The following is a 20522-nucleotide window of genomic DNA, read 5'->3' as shown; positions in this document are numbered from 1 at the left end:
AAAGAGGCTTTGCTACAGACCTTTTTGTGCCTTGACGGTTGCAATCGCCAATGACAGTTGTGCCGCCATTGACGCATGCTTTTTATGCAGTACGTGATAGGCTTTTGAGCTAAACAAGTGGTGCACATTTAAATGTGCGAGTGAGTCGGGTAGCGGCCACTGAGTTGATACCACAAAAACAGCATAGTCGAAGCGGTGCAGGTTTAGCAGCTCAGGCAGTTTGCCTAAATTGTTAATCTGATAGAACTGATTCCTTTGCGCTTGCGGGTACTTGGTGAGCAGCACACGCTTGGATTGATCGGTAGCGACTATGGTACTTGGTGTTGCTACTAACACAGAGTTGTCGCAAGGCACATTTGCGACGCATAAGAGCACAAAGTCAACTTCCGTTAACGCCGGACCGACAGAGATAACATCTTTGAATGGGGCGAATATCTCCTGTGCCAGAATGACGTCGCCGTCTGTATGCTCTGCTGTAATTTCGTGAAGCACACGGTGCGCGGGCATGGCAATAAAGTTGGCTTTGATACCTGCTTGAGCATACGCAGCCTGAACTAATGGCAAGGCCTGATCTCGGACACTAGGGTGTTGCAGGTAAGATATTGTTAATGGTGTAGCACAAATTGGTGCACTGATAGCGCACAATACAATAACTCTGGTTATTAGCAGAAACATTTCTTTGAGCATAAAAAGCGCCTTAGCGAACCTGCGCAGGATTATACCCAGTTTGGTTGCAAAGCGTAGTCTCCAAAGGAGTTATATCTGGTTAAATTAACCACAATTTGCCCTCGTTCATAATCCTGTTAAATAGGTAAAATAAAAAAGGTACACCCTTGCCTCCTCTGCCTTTAAAGCGACTTGTTTGTGTCATCAAGAATTAACAAATATGATTAAAAATTAGTTGACTTAGAGGGGCAGCCCGATAAGATGAACGTAGACAGAATTTGGGTCAGTGTTTATAAATCTCCATTACGTTGTTGTATAAGTTTTTGCTTGTAGTAGTACCGTCCTGAAGTTTTATCACCGGCAAAATTTAGGTCTATGCGCCCACATGGGCATAGGTTTGCCAGTTTTTTGTATAGAAGGATCCTTTGCAACAGGGCAGAGGTTAGCTTTTAGGGATTGGCATCATTTTAATATTCAGGATTTACTATTATGTCTAATACTTTAACAGGTACCGTAAAGTGGTTTAACGAATCAAAAGGTTTTGGTTTCATCGCTCAGGAAAATGGCCCAGATGTATTCGCACACTTCAGTGCAATCAAAGGTGACGGTTTCCGTACCCTTGCTGAAGGCGAGCGTGTTGAGTTTAAACTGACTCAAGGCCAGAAAGGTCCTCAGGCAGAAGAAATCGTTAAGCTTTAATTGACGCTTGATGCCTAAGAGAAAAAGCAAGCTAAGGCTTGCTTTTTTTGTGCCTGTGAACCGTCACACCATACCTTTCAGTTAGCAGGCTGTGGTAAGATCGCATCATTACTTCCTGATGTGTTTTATTCCATGGATCTGACCCAATTTTGGCTGCTCATTGCCATCGACAATCAAACTAAAGATAAAGCGGCACAACTAAAAACCAGGCTGGAAACCCTGTCTGACACAGAAATTGCCGATTTTGACACTCACTACAGCAAGCAGCTCAGACGCTTATGGCACTGGGATATCTGGGGGGCAGCTTATGTGACCTGCGGCTGTAACAGTGAATATGACTTTCTGGATTTCTGTAATTGGCTACTAACCCAGGGCGAAGCAAGGGTAGAACAAGTACTGACCCAGCCAGATACCCTGGCAAATATCGAAGATATCCCCCTGCGCGATAACCTGCCTTATCCCTACTGCGACGAACTGGACCTGACAGCAGGCTTGCTCTATGAGCAAAAAACGGAGCAGGAGCTGCCCTATCACAACACGGTGAATTATGCGCCACAGGGCAAACAATTTAAAAATAAGCCCAAAGTGTTAAAGCAAACCTACCCACAGTTGTTTGCTAAGTACTGGCAGGGTTGATCTCCGCCAGTGCCGTCGAGGACCTGACTACGCTTTGTTAGATTTAAGTAATACGCCGCAGAATATGAGCTACAAAATGCAGGTACAAACAGCACATTCCTTGTGTATAGATAATTAGGAGTAACAAGGCGCGTGCCCAAATTAGACTTTGTACACCAGAGACATTTTTCTGCTCGGTGCTTGAGTACTGCAAATGCAAATAGTTCTCCTATGAAAACCATGGCGTACTCTTCTTAGCCATTTGAAATCTCTACTAACTTATTAATTCTTTGAACCTTATTATTAAAATAACGGCAGCAATCTCCACCGAGTCTGTAACATACTGTTTTGAATAGTGCTTTAGCATTATTTTTATTTGCTACAACCGAATGTGTCCAAAATGCGGAAGTGAACATGAAATTTTAACAGGTTGTTTGTTTTTTGTTTCATTGTGGGTGTTTGTACATTACGCTTTTATGACGTAACGCGTTAGGCTTGAATACTCAATCAAACGTCTCAATGGCTTCATGATGTTAGCGATGAGCCAGGTTCAAGCTTAAAAGGAAATAGCCTAATTTGTAAACAGTATGTATTCAGGGAGAGAGTGAATGCCTATAAAAAAAGCCGCTTCGATGGCCTTTCTATGTTGGTTCAGTTGTTTTAGCTACGCTGAGGCACAGTGGGTCGACACACACTCATTATTGAACCAGCAACACTTGTGGCATGAAATTGAACATGAACTGCACAAGCAGATTCGAACCTTTGCCCTTTCAGCGGATGCGGACAAAGCGGAAAAAGGATTAAGTTATCAACGGATAAAAACGATAGAAAGCACCAAACGCTTTGAGCATTATCAGGTTTTTTATCGTGACATACCGGTGATAGGAGCTCAGTTTGTGCTCGTCAAAGATGGTACTGATAAAGTCGTGCAGGGTCTGGGTGTGACCTTGAGAGCATCAGAGGTAACAAGCGCCACTGATGGGCGTTACTTTCACAAGCCTCAGACAGATATAGAGCAGCGGCTGAAGGATGGAGCTGGCATAGCTGCCGAGACGAAATTACAACATCTCAGGCGTGCGTATTTGACTTGGCAAGGCCGTTTAGTTGGCGTGTTTCGGGTCTCAGCCACTTCGAAAGAGGGCGTACGTATACTTACCATAGACGCGGACACCCTTAATGTACTTAAATCTGAGCAAGGGGTCGTTCACGTTTCCAGTGATGAGCAAGACGTTAAACCGCTTTCTATCGACGAACAATACGTTGCTGCTGGTGGCATAGGTGGTAACGAGAAAATGGGGGCTATTTGTTATTCACCACAGCCTTCGACCATGGAGGCCTGTCTCAGATATCAGTATGATGAAACAACCAGCCCTTCAACTGAGTTGCTATTCAATGATATCAGCGACATAGATCGTTCGCTCATTTTTGCTGAATTTGACGGCTACCCTTTTATTGTCAGAAAGGAGGGGGGACGCTGTTTTTTAGAAAATCCTTATGTGCAGACGATTGACAATAGAATTCATGAAACAGAGCCTAGTGAGTTTGACTGTAGTGACAAACTTGAAAATTTTGATCGAACTAATGTCGATCAACTTTACTATCAGCGGTTTAGTTACGGCTCTGTGAATGAAGCTCACTTTTATGGTGGGCTGACAATGCAGTTTTTTCATAAACAGCTGGGTGAGCTATTTCCGGAACAAGATGCTCATTGCGCAGAAAACGGCTATTGCCTTCACAAACTAAAACAGAGAGTGCATCGGAATTTTTTTGGCATGAACAATGCCTATTGGGATGGTACTTATACTAATTTTGGTAGTGGCGACAGCTATTTTAATTATTCGCTGACTGTGTCGAGCGTAGTCGCCCACGAGGCTGCGTATGCATTGACATACTGGAATAGTCAGCTGAAAAGTCAGGGGGAAGCAGGCGCTTTTTATCAAGCGTTCTCAGATATTTCTAGCCTTGCCGTACTGGATTACTTACAGCGCAGAGTGTCTGGCAGCTTTAGTACTTCAGAGCCATTTTTAACGCAAACATTGGATGGCACAGGGCGCCCGCAAGACGATAAGAAGTGGTGGCTCGGCTGGGATGTTAAAACCCAGGACGTAGGGCATCGTTATTTTGCCCTCCCGTCTATGGATGGCCGAGGTATTGACCACATGAGTATGTATCGTGCGAACATGTCTACCTACGACGTTGGGGGAGTTTTCAGAAAAGCGTTTTATGAGTTAGTGAAAACCTATGGCTGGACAATTAAAGAAGCGTTTAAGCTATATCTGAAAGCAAATGTATCCTGCCTGCCAGCCAATGCCAGTTTCGATGATGCAGCGGCCTGCTTGATACTCGTTGCAGATTCAGATGTTGTGAATATGCCAGTACAGGAAGCACAAAGTCATGTCGATGGTGCGTTGCACCAGGTGGGGCTGGTGGCACACTCATCTGGGATTTCCAGCCTGCCGGTCACGGCAGTACCACAGTATGATGAGTTTAGATATTTGATTGAGACACTACCTATTGATGAAATAGAACGCATTACTGTGGACTGGGGTAATGAGGTTACTGAACACTGGGCGCGTACGTCTGGAGATGCGATTTATCCGTTCTTACAAAGGGCGAACGTTATTGAGCCTGAATTGCTTACTCGGTTTCAACTCAAAGTGGTCAAAACAGATGGTAAGGAGCTGTTTGCCTTTCGGGATTATTATTCACGCCCTCTGGGAGTAGTTTGCCCACCATTATTTGTAGACGAAAATCCAGATCTGATGAGTCGTGTTCTGATTAATGGTGATAATTTGTCGTTATTGCCACAGAGCTATCAGGAGATATTGGACCAGCCTCTGCGTTTATATTTGAAACAGCAGAACATCATTGACCTGGGGCTAGATGCTGTAGGTCAAAAAGTGACTGTATTGCTGGATACCAACCGTAATGGTTCGTATGAAGAGCAGGAAGTTTATCTCGTAAAAGAGGTAACTGATACGGGGCTGGTTGCTTTTACTTTGCCCGAAAGTATTCTGCCGGGTAAAGCAATGATGCGTGTGGTGGTTGGTCACGGATATAGTTTTTTCTTTTCATGTGGAAGTGTAGATGAGGGTCAAATCTTTGATGTAAAAATCGGCTTCTCAAGCACTGGTGCGTGGTCGCCTACAAATTTTAGTTTCGAAATTCACAGTAATAACAAAGTTAAGTTTACCAACAGCTTCGTGCAAAATACGGCTCAACCTTCGGGTGATATTAAACAGCCTGTGAATGTAAATGGTTTAACAGATATTCCCTTCTCAAGTGCAACTTCGTATTCTATTGGTGCTAAGACTTGCATTGAGCAGAGATCTGAAACAAGCTCACGCATGTATACGTACAGTGAGTTGTCATATTTATTAGCCTGTCAAATAAAAATAGCCACACTGCAAAAAACTCATAAAGGGTTCCATCCGACTTAATTGAATGAATTGCTGTAGGGTTTCGCTGGCATATTGTTGGCGGGACCTGAGCGTTTGCTCAAATAACTCTCCATATTAAGGGAATAAAATATGAAACCTCTCTATTTATCCATTGCACTTGCACTGGGGACGGTATTTGTTATGCCAGATTCTCTGGCTGGCTCATCAAATGCAACCCATGATGTCGCTTACCAACAAAGTATGCAGATTAAAAATGAGCACTTAAAAGCGCGACTGGCAGAGCATAGTCTGAGTAAAAATAATCGACCTCATTTATTTTCGCTGATTGATCAAAGACTGAAACGGGACATATCAGTAGCAGACAGTGCGAGCATCAGCTCATTACAAAACTGTTCGAGCGGCAGGCCTGAGCTGTGTTCTTTTTTCAAACATATGGGAGTTGAAGTAGCAACTAACAATACAACTGGTGAGTCATTTGTTGTGTTATCTGCATTGTACAGTAAAACTGTTTCAACGAATTACACTTTGATAGACCTTCGCTTGATCAATGAAAAAGGCGAGCAACTCACTTTGCCCGTATACAAGGAGTACTTTGGTGATGGTCAGGAAGCCAAGCGAAAAGTTGTTTACTCGTATGCCAAAGCGCAAAACATTCTCTCCAAACTTGCAGCCTCTGAGCGTATCTTTGCTGATGGCTGGGTCACCGTCGTATACATGGATGCGAGCAAAAAACAGGTAGTCGAAGATCGAAATATCGTAGTGGAATACTCAAAAGATACCTTGCTTGCTAAACTGGGGTATCTCAGTCATCAAGGAGCGGGTACATTTAGCGAAACAGGTGCCTCTGTGTTTCCAGCGACCGATCAAGGTGGCTTTGAGAGTAACATTGCAAAGCCAATTGACAATCGCTCCGAAGCCGGAGAAGGGGTGCCAGACGGTAGGATAGTCATGTGTCTTAATCGGAATTACGGTGATTGTGATTATGAGAATATCTACCCAAGAGATACACCTACTAGCCAAACCAAGCTTAAGGTGCCTTTTAAAGGCAGCTTGAATGTTATGGGAAAGGTGACACGCATCTATCAGCCGGACTTTACTACGCTGGAAGTAAAAGAGGAAAACGGCGCAATAACGTTAGTTGAGAACCCAGTGGTTGATAAGCCTACCTTTGTTAATCATGGCTCAAATATCTTTATTCAAACGAAAGAAGGCGGAGGAGCTGTGCCGATTGGTGGTTCTGATTTTCAGAGCATTAGTGATTTTTTTGCGAAGCAACTGACGGTTAGCTACGATAAATTTCTCGGTATAGATAGAACAACTCTATCATGGGATATTCCACAAAGTGAAGGGGTTTTTGGGGATGCTACTTTGTTTAGCAGATATCAGGATACTCACTGGATCATGCACTTTGCACTTGATCACGTACTTCGTCCTGGAAGAGATCCGCTAACGGCTTCTTTTGTTATTGGTTCCACTGAGATGGAAAGTGGATGGCAGGATATAGGCCACCCTCAGATGCAAATTGTTTACAGTTGCCTGGCAGAAGGCACCTTAATCACTCTGCCAAATGGCAAGCAACTTCCCATAGAGCAGCTTGATGTGGGAGATCAAGTGCTCGGTGCCAGCGAGTTTTCACCTGATCATCACTTAGCGCTGACGATAGAAGATATTTCTGTTGGTGTTGAAACCATTCCCATGGTCCAGCTGAAAACCAAGTCGGGTAAAACGCTGCTGTTGACAGAATCTCACCCTGTTGTAATGCAGTCTGGTAAGGCTGTGTGGGCCAGTAAAATTGAGCAAGGCGCAAAAATTCTGACCGAAAATGGATTGGAAATGATCACTCAGATAGAAGAGATTGAGTTTGCCGACAAGGTGTATAACCTTCGTCTGGGCCGTGGTAAGGATGATCCCAATTATCAGCAAGGTGAGTCTTTCAGCATGTTTGCCAATGGCCTGCAAGTGGGTGATTTGGCGATGCAAAGCGAGCATGAATTTAGTAATGAGGTGGAAACAACAGAAGATGTGCTTAATCGTCTGCCACAGGTTTGGCATCAGGACTATCTGAACAGCCTGAAGCAGTAGTCATGGATTGACAAATACCAAGGCCCGATTGGGCCTTTCATGGAGATATGATAATGAAAATACGTAATGTGGTTTCGATTATGCTGTTATTGGGGTCCGCCTTGTTGTTGGTAAAGGCGCACGCTCATACTGTAGCTGTCCATGAAGTAGAAGAACGAACGACCATTGGTCAGAGTAATGACCTTGTGCCACTTGGCACGGCTTATCAGAGCAAAGGAAAGCAATTTTTGGGGTTGCAATCTGTGCTTGGCAGGCAAGTGGATCACCTGGGCAACACGCACATAGATTTTAGGGTAGGTGTTGACCTGAGCTATCAGCAAGCACTTAAACTCGTCGATGGGAAGGTGGATGCGGGTTTCGAATTGCCAGCGGTAAGAGTGGATGCAGGCTCAAACTATGCTAAGGATATCAGTGCGGACAGGTACACAGGTACATATACGGTCTACGCCTCAATTAAGCCCAAATCGAGAATATTGATTCCCAGCGATGATAAAGGCTACCAGCCTACAGCGGCCGCGAAGGAATTGGCGACGGCGTACCCCGGAAACAAGGCCCATAATTTGGGGGACGGATTTGCTCAGGGCTTTGCTTACGGCTCGAATGTTGTTATTAACATGAAAATTGAGTATCGAAATGAGACGGATAAGCGCACAATTGGTGGATATCTTAGCGTTGACTGGATAGGTAAAGTAAAAGTCGATGGAGAGCTTCAGAAAATTGCCGAGGATAAACGCAAGTCAGTTAAAATTACGATCAGTGGTCTTCAAAGCGGGGGAGACCCAAACAGGTTATTGCAAGTAATACCTAACGGTATTATGCACTGCACATTGCTAAACCCTGACCCTTGCTTCAATTTGTTTGAAGCTGCGGTACACTACCTTAAAACGGACTATATCAATCAGTTTAATTCACTGGATGATTACAATATTACCGACACTTATACAGCCAGATATTTAGATTCTGGTGCAGGCCTTCAACAACTCATCCCTGATAGTGGTTATACGCCAGCTAATTACCTGACTCGACTCATCATCAAAGAGCTAACCACACGTTGGATAGATGAACGGCTGGTATATCGCCGTGCAAAAAACCTGCAACGTTACTACGCAGCGCAATTTTCAGCGGAGCAATTGATACAGTTACAGGATATTGAGACTAAAAGCCGTGCCAACGCCAACTTGTTTGCTGATTTAGTGGATTACTGCGAACGCAACCCGGAAGGTAATCACTGTATTAATTACGAGGCCGATAATCTCGTGTATGTACGTGATTATAGCGCCATCAGCGACGTACTAAGATAAGGATATCTCATGAATATACTCAGATTTTTGTTAGTGTTACTGGTACTGATTGTGGCTTTTGGTGGTCCAGCCTTCGCTTCAGTATCAGAGCAAAATAATGATACACACCAACAAGCCAGATACAGTGAATTAGGAGATTTACTTACGGTTGAACAGGCACAAGGCCGGTTTGCGTGGCTGAGCAAGTGTTATGACGGGCTGCTGGTTGAACTATGGGAGCAGATGTATGAATCGACCAATATAGTCCCAAAAGAGGAAAAACTTCGCCAGCTTAAAGAGCTGTGGCTCTCTGACGCTGCTTTAGCTGCTGGCAAGGCGCAATACGTGACGTTTGCGAACACTGATTTTACGAACCCCTATCAGTGGTATGCAGGCACCAGTGCCGATGAAGCCTGCTCTATAATGCCTCCGGAGTATAAGCCCGTGGCACTTAAAACCACGGTACTGCCAAGATCATACTGTGACAACCGCAGTTATGAACATGAATGGGAATGGATCTCCGAAGTAACCGTGGATGACGTTACCCACCAGTCTGAAAAGCACGGGTACAGCCTGGTTTCGGGTAAAGTGCTTGGATTGCGTGCTAATCAGGTTTCAAAAGTCATCATCAAACCTGGACACAAAGAGCCAGAATTTCCATCTTATGTCGCAGCCAGAGTCTGGCTAGACTGGGATCATAATGGTCAGTTTGAACCTTCGGAAATGGTTTATCGGTCTGCATCAACAGGTGTATTTAAGTTTTCGCTAGACGTGCCGGCACAAGTGCCCGAAGGTTTGACACTGATGCGCGTTGCCATTGATGCTGGAGGAGGATCGGATAGCGCATGTACGCGTGTCCATTACGGTGAAGTTGAAGACTATCTGGTAACAATTCGTTAAGGAAGATGATATGAATCCAATTTACTCTACATTGCTGGCGATAACGCTGGCGGCAGCGAGTTGCTATTCACTGAGTGCCGATACTCAAATGACGAATAGTGCTTTGACAGGCTCTGTCATTTCAGGGCTCATAAATGATCACATCGAAGTGGGCACGGCATACGACAGCCAAAAGAAGCGTTTTTTAAACGTGCGGCCAGTCAGTGGTGTTGTCGATGAGAGTTTTGGTAATACTGAGCTGCAGTTCAAAACCGGCATTGACATGGGTTATGACGATATGCTGAGTATTCTCAATGGCAGTGTTGACACCAACGTGAACTTTCCTGTGGTGCGCGTTTCTGCGGGGGCTTCGCTTGCCAAAGAAATGGCATCCAGTACTTATTCAAGCTCTTACACATTCAGTGCATCCAGCACGCCAAAGAAACGTTTGTTTTTGCCTGTGAACCAGAATGCGGGATATACCCTGTCGCAAGTTGGGCAGAGCATAGCGAATAACTACCAGACTAACTTGCAAACTTTGGTAGGCGATGAGTTTGTCACTGGTGTTGAGTATGGTGCTAACGTGCTGGTTAACTTAAAGATTGATTTTGGTAGCAACAAAGACAAGTCAGACATAGGCGGCTATCTGGATGTTGACTTATATGGAGGTGTATTCAATGTCGGTGGGCAGCTCAGATATTTACAAAATGACGTAAAAACGTCGGTAAAAATTACGGTAAGAGCGGTACAGCAAGGAGGCGACCCAAAACAACTGCTCACCGTCATACCCAACAACATCATAACCTGCTCTTTGGATAATCCACAGCCGTGTTTTGACATGTTTTATGAGGCGGTTAAATATGCAAAATCTGGGTTTAATAACCAGCTGACCTCACTCAGCGATTACAATGTCGTTCGCTACTATACAACCCGCTACGACAAATCTTCACTGGCATTGCGCGCATTGGTGCCTGACTACCAGATAGTCAGAAATGCAACTAAATGGCTGATCACTGAGCTTGAGGATGACTTTAAACAAGCTATTCTGGATGAGCAAAGAGCAACTAATCTGCTCAACAGCTATTATGCATATCTACCTGAGTCACAACGTCTGGCGGTGGAGCGGCTCAAAGTACTTGCCTACGACAATGCCTGGTTTTCCTTCACCGCTGCACAGTTTTGTCGCGATAACCCCTTTGGTTATGCCTGTGAAAATAAGGTACAGGAAATGAAAAACGCCTGTGTTCAACGAGGCAAATCTTGCCCCGCCAGCTACGATATAACGGATTTACAGTTACCCACTAGTGACGGCCAGGATTGGAAGCAGTGTGAGCTTGCCCGGCAAGAGGCCGTTCGTGCTGGCGTTGTTTCTGGAGAGGACAGCGTAAGATATCGAAATATGAGGTGGGCACCTACCTTCATAGACGTCAGTGCGCCAGCGCGAGGGATCTTGAACTGGCGGTTGTGTGAGGCCGCTTTAAGTACCTATGGTGTTGCATTTCAGTAGTAGGACAAAAGCGTATGCCTGATTGCAGGTATACGCTTTTAGGCAAAGTTACCGTCGGGCACTGAACTTAGACCTAATACAAGTGAATACATTTACACATCGTAAGTAGTACTATTGGATGGATAAGTTAGCGTGTTATATTTTATTTTTTAACGATTATGTTACAATGAACGCCGTCATACGCAGGCTCATCAATGACGTTTTGATGTCACGTATGGCTCAATATCACTATCAGGGAGTGACTATGTACAAAGTAATGACTGGCCTTTTATTTCTAATAACTTGCACTGTATCTGCGAGTGATGCTCAGTACTTCTGGCGGTTTGGTGATGGTTCGGTATCTCACGAGGCAGAGCCCGAACATGAGTACGCGCAACCCGGCATTTATACAGTGACCCGAGAAGTGTATCAGGACGGAAAACTGTTGGAATCTTCCCAAAAGCAAGTTGATCTTATTTCTCCAAAAATTGTTGGGCTGGTTATTTTGCAACCTGATACAGTCGAGCTAGGTCAGAATGTAGAGTTTCTGGCAAATCTCACATCCAGTGAGCCGCTTGACTTACATTATCAATGGTATGTTGCTGGTGAGCCGATAGCATCGCAAGCGGATACTGGCAAGTTAACAACCCAGTTTGCTGAGCTGGGTAATGTTGAGTTATCAGTTGATGCAATGTGGCAGCAGACCACGGTTTCCAGTGCAAGCGTTCAGTTGCAAGTTGTTGAAGCTGATAACAACAATGAAAAGCCCGGTAACGGTGATGGCAACAGCGATAATGGCAATAAATCACCTGGTACTGATAACGGCAATACTCAAGGTGGTGGCTCAGGTGGTAGTCTGAGTTTCTTAGTTTGCTTGATGGCTGGTACGCTCTTACGCCGCAAACTTTTTGGCAATGAGGTGAGCTGAACGTTTTTAGCCGCCGCAGTTTGCACTATGCATGGCAGCGAAGGCTGCCTGCAAGTTCATTTAGTACATGATCTGGGCGTGAATTATCCCAGCCCTCCTAATACCCAACCGCATTGACGCACAACCAATTAGAGGAATTATACCAATTTCACTTAATACCTGTTCAATTTGGCGGAGCAAATATGGCGATAGCTGTGTCAAAAATTCCTGTTTAAAATAACTACACCTCAACTTATTAGCTTGCCTATTTTGCCTCGCTACTGCATACGGATTGTTATTACAGGTAGCCACCTGGACCATTAGAGGTGTGTTTGTATTCTAAAGCACACGTTGTTCGGTGCCCAGTTCCACTTCCACTCCAACGCCTTTTTGATTAGCCACTCTATCTGATTTTTATTGTTGATAAAGCATATGGGCTGCTGTAAAATTGCGCACTTTGTACCTATTGTGGTTAAGCTATTTCGTTGATTGTAAATCAAGGGTTAGAATGAACATCAGAACATTGGTTTTTTATGTTTTTATTTTTGGGGTAATGTGTACGACACTCGCCTCTCAGGTGGCCTATGCGGCTGGGTATTCTTACAACGCAAATGCGAGCTTTTCAGTAGCGACGTACCCAAACGCAAGCAGTGACTTTCTGGTTATTGATGGCACACAACAGCTGGAACAGCTGAACTTCTCTCAGTTTAGTCAAACTGGGAAGCCTCTGACCATCAGAGTCGCAGAGGATAGCCCACTTGAAACTTTGGTGATCACTTCACCAGATATGCTGCTAAACAGTAAAACAACGGTCGTGGGAAAGATGATTGACGTGGTGTTTGCAACCACTTCACCCGCTTTGACCTGTAGTGACTGTAGTTTTGAAAATATGGGTCGGGTCACGCTGCTAAATGGTACTTTTTCAGGTACTAACCTTGACTCCAGAAGTACCGGTAAGATCGATATTAACAACCTTTTTGCACCTGGTATCCAATCTCTTGAATTAATAGCAAAAAATATTGTTACCGCAGGTGTGGTTGATACTAACCTGAGAGCTGAGCGCCACCCAATGGGCGGGTTTTCAGTATCACCAGAAGGAAACTACATTGTTGGCGCAGGTGGTATCAACCTCTATCCGGGCCAGTTTAGTATTAAGTATAGTAACCTTGATATTTTGTCAGCTACTACAACAACAACTCAGTACAGTCCCGGCGGTACATTCAAAGCTGCGAGCATAGGTATTGTAGCTGCGGGCACAGTCATAATTGGTCCGCAAACAGAGTTAAATACGCTTTCAGATGCACTGGCAACCAGTACCCGAATGAATGATTTCTATGCACCAAGCGAAGGTATATTCATTCAAATAGCCAAGAATGAAAGAAGTAGTATTGGCCTATCTGGAAAATTATATTCCGACAACATAGTAACAGTGAAAAACCAAAGTAGGGTTACCGTATATAACTCTGCCCACATTATGGGCAGTACATTTAAGGCACTTACTGACGGGGTTGTATACAACTATGGGCAAATTGATAGCGGTAATATTGAGCTTAAAGGGGCAAAGGTCATTAATCGTGGTCGCCTGACGGCTCAGAACATTGAAATTGACAGTGTGAGTGACGTGTACAATAGCTTTGGTGGTGTAATGCAAGCCGGCAACATTACGGCCACGTTGGCTAACGGTATCTTTACTAATGGCTCTCGAACTCCGGGTTTAAACATGCCTGCTCAGTTGCCTATGATGCCTCCAACAATTGACGTCACCAGCGCAAATCATGGTTTGTTCCAGAACATAACCAACAGTGGTGCCCACGAACCAAATCTCAGGGCCTATATCCACGCCAACTCTTTGTCTATCAGTGCAAAAGCGATAGAGAATATTAACCCTTATTCACTCCAAAAAGGGGCAAATGAAAGCTGGGATTCAGGCATAAAAGTAAATACAAAGCAGGCGAATCAGGTCAGGATGTCTGCAGAGCATACATTAGAGCTTAAAGCGACACACTACATTCGTAACGCCTCTGCGATTATGGCGCTCAATCAGGCGGGTAACTTTGACGTGAACGCGCCCAAATTTTACAACGAACGCTATCGCTTAGAAGCGACTACTTTTCTGGTATCACAAATTGCTTACGATGCGACCAAGAATGCAATATATAATGAGGTGCATGTTGGCACTGAATCTAAAATCACGGCGTACTCGCCACCTGGGCGCGTAATTAGTTACGGTAAACTAAAAGTCAGTGATGGTAATAGCACGGACTCTGATGAGCAACTGGTTAATGCGTTTTCTTACTTTGAAGTCTTTGGGCAGAGCCATTTTCATCAACTTGAGTTGAAGTCAATTGGTCTTGAACTTACCAGAGATATAGCCACCGCTACTGTCAATAATATGCGCCGTTGTATGCTGGGGTGGCGTTGTAGCACTGATTCCGTAACCACTTATGCAGAAGCTGAAACTTTGCTGTCACTGCAAGGCAACGTATATGGCCTGAATGAGCAGCTGCTGTCAGAGACCGACTATACGCAAGAAAATATCAATGTTCAGAATCAAGTCAGAAGAGATGCCATTGAGAAGTATAAGGCACAGTTTATCTGGGATAAATCTGCAACGCACTATTCTCGTATCGTCAATATCAAAGCGGAGGGTGATTGGCTCTCTGGCACCTATAAAGTGTGTAATGGGACGAAATACATTCCTTATGTTGGGTTTGAGGTACCTAATTGTAGCAGCGATTCTTTCAGAACCAGAATTTCAGAGCTAGTAGAAGAAGCCGTAAAAGATAATTTGGTAGGCACAACGGGTAAAACACATGCACAAATAACGCAAGCTGCTACCAATTTTGTGGAGGCACTTCCTAAAAAGCATTCCTCTGTATTTGCCGGTATGGATGGCAAAATATATTTATCGTATGCCTTGAGTGCAGATTACAGCACTGCGACGATTTCTTATGTTGAGTATGGAAAATTGTACCGACCGGGCTCCGGATTGGGGAGTGTTGATTACAGTGAGCGATACAACGAAACCATATCATTCACTACATTGATGACGCATCTGTAAGGGACTCTGAATAGTATGAAAAAGAACAACTTCAATCCTGAAAAGCCCGTATCATTATGGCAAAAGTGCGTTGGTTATCTAAATATTGCTCTGCTGGTCGGTCAGTTGGGCTTGCCAACGCTTGCGCAAGCGTTTACCGCGTTTGATGCACACCAGGCTGCTGTAGAGCTTAACGCAGATCCTGCGTTTACTAAAGTGAGCAACTCAGACAGTCAATTTGTTAAATCAGAGTATGTGGTTGAGTCCTCTCAAGCGCGCTCAGCGCAAACCATTGAAGCATTCCATGCCAAGCTGGTTAAACATAAAAAAAGTGGCTTGAATCCACCTATTTATATTCCAATCGTCAATGGTCGGGTTAACGTTATTTTTCCGCACTATAAGTTGCCCAAAAGAGTGGGTGACAGGTTTGTGCAATCGCGAATGGTGCGCTCGCAAATCTATAACCAGCTTAACCGTACTTTGATTAGTAGCTTGTACACCAATGAAACGCAGCAAATTAATGATCTGTATAACAACGCATATGAATTTGCGGGCTCTACAGCAACAAAGTTTGGTGACAAAGTTACAGCGAGTAACCTTAAAAGTTTTAATAAAAACTTTATCTGGCCAGAGCTTCAAACCATCAACGGCGAGCAGGTGTTGATTCCTGTTGTACACCTCACTCAAAGTACCATTGATAAACAAAGAGTTGATGGTCATGTGGCCGAATTTGGTGGCTCGCGGGCCGAATTCAGAAGTATTACCATCAAAAGTGGTACGCTAACAACTCAGCATGATACCTTCGTCAGAACAGCCAAAGATCTCACCGTTATGCCCAAAGCCGAGATCCGAGCGGATGGCGACTTAAATCTGTTTGTAGGTGGTACATTACAGAACCTGTCGGGGCGACTTTCTGCGACACAGAACGTTGATATTGTGGCGGGTCAATACCTACAAAAAACAGTTCTGCATCGATACAACACGGCCTACGGACAGGGAACCCGACTGGGACAAATTGCCTCAGTTGACGGCCAAAATATTCGCATTCAAAGTTATGGTGATCTCGTTGTCCAGGGCGGCACTATTACGGGGAATACCATTGGCCTGCGCGCCGACGGTAACATCCGTCTGATCTCACAACAAACCACTTATTCAAGTAACAAAAAGTTCGAAGGGTTTAATGAGTCCTACTCTGAAGTGGAGCACCTAACCACTAAGTTGTCTGCTAAAGACAGTATCTACCTGATGGCATCGGGTGCCATTGAGCTTAAAGCGGCTGAACTGCATGCAGATCAGGGAGTGATTGAATTACTAGCCGGGCAAGGGATTTTTATCGGTAACGAATTCAATAAGATTGAAAAGACGACAGATAAAAAATGGGGCAAGACGACTGAGCAGGAACAGGTACTCCAGACAGCAGCAATTCGTTCAGCTTTGCACGCTGGTAAGGGGATATTGATTGCGTCTGACTATGGTGATGTGACGCTGCAGGCAACTGAGTTGACCTCCGACAGTGGTACAGAAATCAATGCCTACAATGGCCGTGTTAATCTTTTACTTGCTAAAGAGCAGGATCACTATTTTTACAATAAGGTGCGTAAAAGCACCTGGAAGATTAAAACTGAAACTAAACAGGATCAGGTTGACACCGCCATTTACAATGAGGTGATCGGTGGGGTTAAGGTTCATGCTTCCCACGGCATTACGCTTGAGTTAGGTCAGTATGATGGAGAGCTTGTTGAAGATGTCATCTCAGAGTTTAGAGGGAAAGAAAACCTTGAGTGGATGGCTGATCTTTATGACGACAACCGTTTCACAAACAATCTGAATATTGTCTCAACCGAGTTACTGAAAATTCATAAGCATGAAAAAACCAGTAATTTGAGCCCCGCTGCCATGGCTATCATTGCTATTGCGGTTTCTGTTGCCATGGGCCCGGCAGGCACAGGGTGGATTGGCAGTGGTGCAAATGCCATTGGTCCAGCTTTCAATGGGCTAGTTTCTGGGTCTGCAATGCAGGCCGGTGCTATTACTCTGGCAACTCAAGCCGCGACAGGCCTAGCAAGTGGTAAAGGGATAGACGGCACCATCAAGTCAATGCTTGAGTCTGACAACCTTCGTGCGCTTGCAACGTCTATGGTCACTGCGGGTGTCCTTAATAGTGAAACGTTCAAAAGCCTGGAGTTTTTCAATAGCGCTAATTTAACCAATGTTGCTGAACAGAGCCAGACTGCAATTGATATTGCAAGACAGGCATCCCAAGCGCTGTTAAACGCCACGGTGAGCGCAGGTATTTCTACAATTATTGAGGGGGGGGACCTAGGCAGTTTTAAAGATCAGATCCTGGGTAACCTGACCTCTTATGCAATTGCAGAGTTGGGCAAACAACTTGCGTCAGAGATTGGTGATGCTGTTCATTCGGATCCACCAAAGATTAACCAGCTAACACGTTATTTGGCCCATGCAGGTGTGGGGTGTCTAACAGGTACGCTTACCGCGGCAGCTAGTAATAGTGACAAAGGTCTGGCTTGCAGCAGTGGTGCCGGTGGCGCTGTTGTAGGTGAGCTGGTCGCTGATGCACACAAAGAAATCAGTGGTTACTCTGACTTAGAAAAAGAGCTAAAAGACAAAGATAAAAAACTCCAGCAGTTATTGGGTGTGGAGGGGGTTGAGGATATAGACAACCTGACTCCTGCGCAAATGCAGACGCTGGAAGATAACCTGATGGTCTTGGGGAACCTCGACTACAGTAAAGCCAAGTTGATGCAGTTACAATCCGAAGGGGTTGATCTTGCTAAACTGGGTGCAGGTCTGGCGGCCTTTATTGCCGGTGGTGAAGTCAATATCGCTGCTAATGCAGGGGCGAATGCGGCCGAAAACAATGGTTTCTGGTTTGTTTTGCAAGGTGCTTATCTATTATGGAAAGCCTATGACGCGATAGAAGCTGCCAGAAAAGTTATTGCTATTGGTAAGCGACTAAATAAAGTTAAGAACTTGCCAGCAGGGCAACAGGCAGCTGCTCGCAATGAGCTGATCATGGAGTTAGGCTTTACCCTGCTCGGTGATGTGGTGCTTGGGCAAGCGCCAGAGCAGGTGTTTAAGGCAATTAAGAAACTGGCAAACAAGACCAAAATTGGTGCTGAGTTGTCAATGCAGTTGGATCAAGTGATTGATTCAATCGAGCGCAAGGTTGAGTTTAAAGTTGCGGGCTATCGGGATGCAAAATTTGACGACCCTAAATATGTTTCTGGCTCTGGCTACTCGAATGAAGCACTACCGGGTGATCCAACTGGAAACCTTAAAAAAGCAATCATTAAAAAGGACTATTATACCAATGCTGAGTTACAATTGCTCAAACATTCGGACGGCGCACATACGCTTGAAAAACACGGAAGCCATATCAGCGATGAGCACCTGGTACATCGTCTTGCAACTGGAGTTGCGCCAGATGGTTCAACTGGCAGGGCAATCGCAAAATATGCCAGTAAATTTGATAGTCCGGAAAATTTAAGGCATGCACTAGAAAAAGTACAGCCAAATAACCCTGAGGTGATTGCGATGTTAAATGAGGCACTTAAAAACGGCAGGCCTTATGTAGCCGGTGTTGTTGTTCCTATGGGGAAGAATGTCGGTTATGGTTTTAGGAGGATTGGTAATGGTCGCGTGCCCAATGAAGGGCAGGTTAAGCCTGCGCCGGCGGCAATACCAGAAAACCGCCATTATATGGACCAAGTTCATGTTAACTATGCTTATGATAGCTCAACTAAATCATGGTACATTGATACAATGTTTCCAACGAAGCAAGATTAAGGGTTGCAAAATTTGTTATGAAGTATTTTTCTCAACACTATCCTGTTATTACACATATTTCTAAACCCTTTAGAGGTGGGTGGGGCCCTGGAATTTGTCGAAAAGATGAGTTTGAGAAAGAGTTTCCTGATCGGGCTTACTATGGAGAATTAACACTTTGCATCCATGATATGCAGAGTATGTTTAATGAGTTTTATGGTACAGAGGAGGACTTCGAACGCTTATGTCAGGAGTTCTTTAGCCTTTTTAACGCAGAGGAAGCTGACTGGTTTGGTATGTGTTCAGAATCAACAAGAATTGGTGACAAAAAGCTGGAGGATATTGACTACGGAATCCAGCCGAGCGCCATTTGTATTTGGGAAGAAACATTTTCAGATGAAGTTCAATTATACAGTATTGACCCAGAAGAGGAGTTTCATATAGACATGCTAAAACTTATGGTGAAACGCTGTATGTGGGATGTGCTATTTCCCGGTGAGACCCTACCGGGTTATACGGAACCCACATCAGGTGATTTATCCCTATTGGATTACAGCATAATGAAATAATACAGGATCCATCTTTCATTTCTACAAGGCCAGCTTTTAAGCTGGCCTTGTAGAAATTAGGAAAGACCCCCCAAAAAAACTGGCGCGGAGTTGCATGGACAGCCATCTAAAACTGGCGTACAGAATGTGCGGCAGGTTCAACTTGGTACTCGGCGCCAATTTAGGGTGGGTGTCCTCGGTTCTATCACTTCCTCGGTTCCATCACTCGGTTCCATCTTTCAGTATCATTTCGATTTATCCAAGTTCAGGTTTGGGTATGCTATCGTACTGTCCGAATCTGATTATTCTCCAGGATTTAATAATTAAGCTTATGAGCTTCACAATTCGGAGCTTATAGGAAGCGCAGCATTCAATAATCTTGCATTTCTATTGTAGTTTTGCCTTCGAGTTGGCATATGTTATGGGTGGGTGTCGCTCAAATTTTGGGCTATGGCTATAAAAAGGTAAATGGTCAAGTGAGAAAGATCAGTAACCTGACTAAAGTGGTTGTTCATTACAGACAAGATAACAATGGTACATGGTGCATCAATACCATGTATCCAAGTAATAAAGGCGTCAGCCCAGTTGATAAAGGTTAAATAAATGTTTGATTCTAAAAAGTTGGAGATTATTTATTGGGTTATATTGGCATTCAGGGATTATTATGTTCCTGGCGAGTGCGAAGAAACCCCAATGGGCATGATGCAGGAGGGCATTGACAACTATCTTCAGGGGTTTGATATTCAGGGAGGCCGATTTCGAATCGTCGATTTAAAGGATACATTGCTTTGTGCTTATCAGTCAGATATTGAACTGTGGTGGCGTCTAAATTGTCATGACTTTAATGCAGAGCCCCCAATAAATGAAGTTCAAGTAGAGGATGATTTAGGCGTGCAATCCGCAAGTGTCCTTTTCTGGGTTGAATATTTTGGTTTGGGTAAGGAGTTCATGGATCAAGATAAGTTTGATGAGTATTTTGATAAGTACCATCCTGAGATGCTCAAGTTGCTGGTCAAGTGCTGTGTCTGGGATGTCTTATTCCCGGGAGAAACCTTGCCCGGTTATACGGTGCCCACATCCGCAGATACATCGTCATTTGACTACACTGCTTAAATAGCTATTTTGCGATT

At 44.4% G+C, this 20522-nt stretch carries 13 protein-coding genes; 12 read left to right on the top strand and 1 reads right to left on the bottom strand.

What is annotated here, in order from left to right; translation table 11 throughout:
* Window positions 1-12 precede the first annotated feature (12 nt).
* Entirely contained in the window at window positions 13-687 is a 675-nt protein-coding gene (locus tag CWB99_RS17055; RefSeq protein ID WP_138551208.1) for a hypothetical protein, read from the bottom strand.
* 468 nt (window positions 688-1155) lie between these two features.
* Here CWB99_RS17055 and CWB99_RS17050 point away from each other — a divergent pair, with 468 nt between their 5' ends.
* From CWB99_RS17050 to CWB99_RS16995, 12 genes are all read left to right on the top strand, one after another.
* Window positions 1156-1365: a cold-shock protein gene (locus tag CWB99_RS17050; protein ID WP_010380108.1), complete on the top strand. Its 210-nt coding sequence runs from the start codon at window positions 1156-1158 to the stop codon at window positions 1363-1365.
* A 132-nt stretch (window positions 1366-1497) separates the two neighbouring features.
* The gene (locus CWB99_RS17045; RefSeq protein ID WP_138551209.1) at window positions 1498-2001 is read left to right on the top strand and encodes a DUF4240 domain-containing protein; all 504 of its coding nucleotides are present in this window, start codon (window positions 1498-1500) and stop codon (window positions 1999-2001) included.
* 695 nt (window positions 2002-2696) lie between these two features.
* Window positions 2697-5420: a M4 family metallopeptidase gene (locus CWB99_RS17040; RefSeq protein WP_171045373.1), complete on the top strand. Its 2724-nt coding sequence runs from the start codon at window positions 2697-2699 to the stop codon at window positions 5418-5420.
* 90 nt (window positions 5421-5510) lie between these two features.
* Complete coding sequence (locus tag CWB99_RS17035) at window positions 5511-7463, top strand: Hint domain-containing protein (protein WP_138551211.1); 1953 nt, start codon at window positions 5511-5513, stop codon at window positions 7461-7463.
* 53 nt (window positions 7464-7516) lie between these two features.
* A complete protein-coding gene (locus CWB99_RS17030) occupies window positions 7517-8764 on the top strand; it encodes a hypothetical protein (protein WP_138551212.1) in 1248 nt (415 codons plus the stop codon).
* Between the two features lie 9 nt (window positions 8765-8773).
* Window positions 8774-9643, top strand: a complete 870-nt coding sequence (locus CWB99_RS17025) for a GEVED domain-containing protein (RefSeq protein ID WP_138551213.1) — start codon at window positions 8774-8776, stop codon at window positions 9641-9643.
* Window positions 9644-9653: 10 nt separating this feature from the next.
* Window positions 9654-11129: an internalin gene (locus tag CWB99_RS17020; protein WP_138551214.1), complete on the top strand. Its 1476-nt coding sequence runs from the start codon at window positions 9654-9656 to the stop codon at window positions 11127-11129.
* Window positions 11130-11295: 166 nt separating this feature from the next.
* Window positions 11296-12036 (top strand): PKD domain-containing protein, encoded by a 741-nt coding sequence (locus CWB99_RS17015; RefSeq protein ID WP_171045372.1) that lies wholly within the window; start codon window positions 11296-11298, stop codon window positions 12034-12036.
* Window positions 12037-12523: 487 nt separating this feature from the next.
* Window positions 12524-15076, top strand: coding sequence for a hypothetical protein (locus tag CWB99_RS17010; RefSeq protein WP_138551216.1), 2553 nt, complete (start codon window positions 12524-12526; stop codon window positions 15074-15076).
* Window positions 15077-15091: 15 nt separating this feature from the next.
* Window positions 15092-18865 (top strand): DUF637 domain-containing protein, encoded by a 3774-nt coding sequence (locus tag CWB99_RS17005; protein WP_138551217.1) that lies wholly within the window; start codon window positions 15092-15094, stop codon window positions 18863-18865.
* Between the two features lie 17 nt (window positions 18866-18882).
* Window positions 18883-19413, top strand: a complete 531-nt coding sequence (locus CWB99_RS17000) for a hypothetical protein (protein ID WP_138551218.1) — start codon at window positions 18883-18885, stop codon at window positions 19411-19413.
* A gap of 582 nt (window positions 19414-19995) precedes the next feature.
* A complete protein-coding gene (locus tag CWB99_RS16995) occupies window positions 19996-20505 on the top strand; it encodes a hypothetical protein (RefSeq protein ID WP_138551219.1) in 510 nt (169 codons plus the stop codon).
* Window positions 20506-20522 lie beyond the last annotated feature (17 nt).

It is taken from the genome of Pseudoalteromonas rubra (genome assembly GCF_005887095.1).
Lineage (GTDB): Bacteria > Pseudomonadota > Gammaproteobacteria > Enterobacterales > Alteromonadaceae > Pseudoalteromonas > Pseudoalteromonas rubra_E.
The sequence above is the reverse complement of the archived record's forward strand: the minus strand, read 5'-3'. Positions and strand labels throughout refer to the sequence as shown.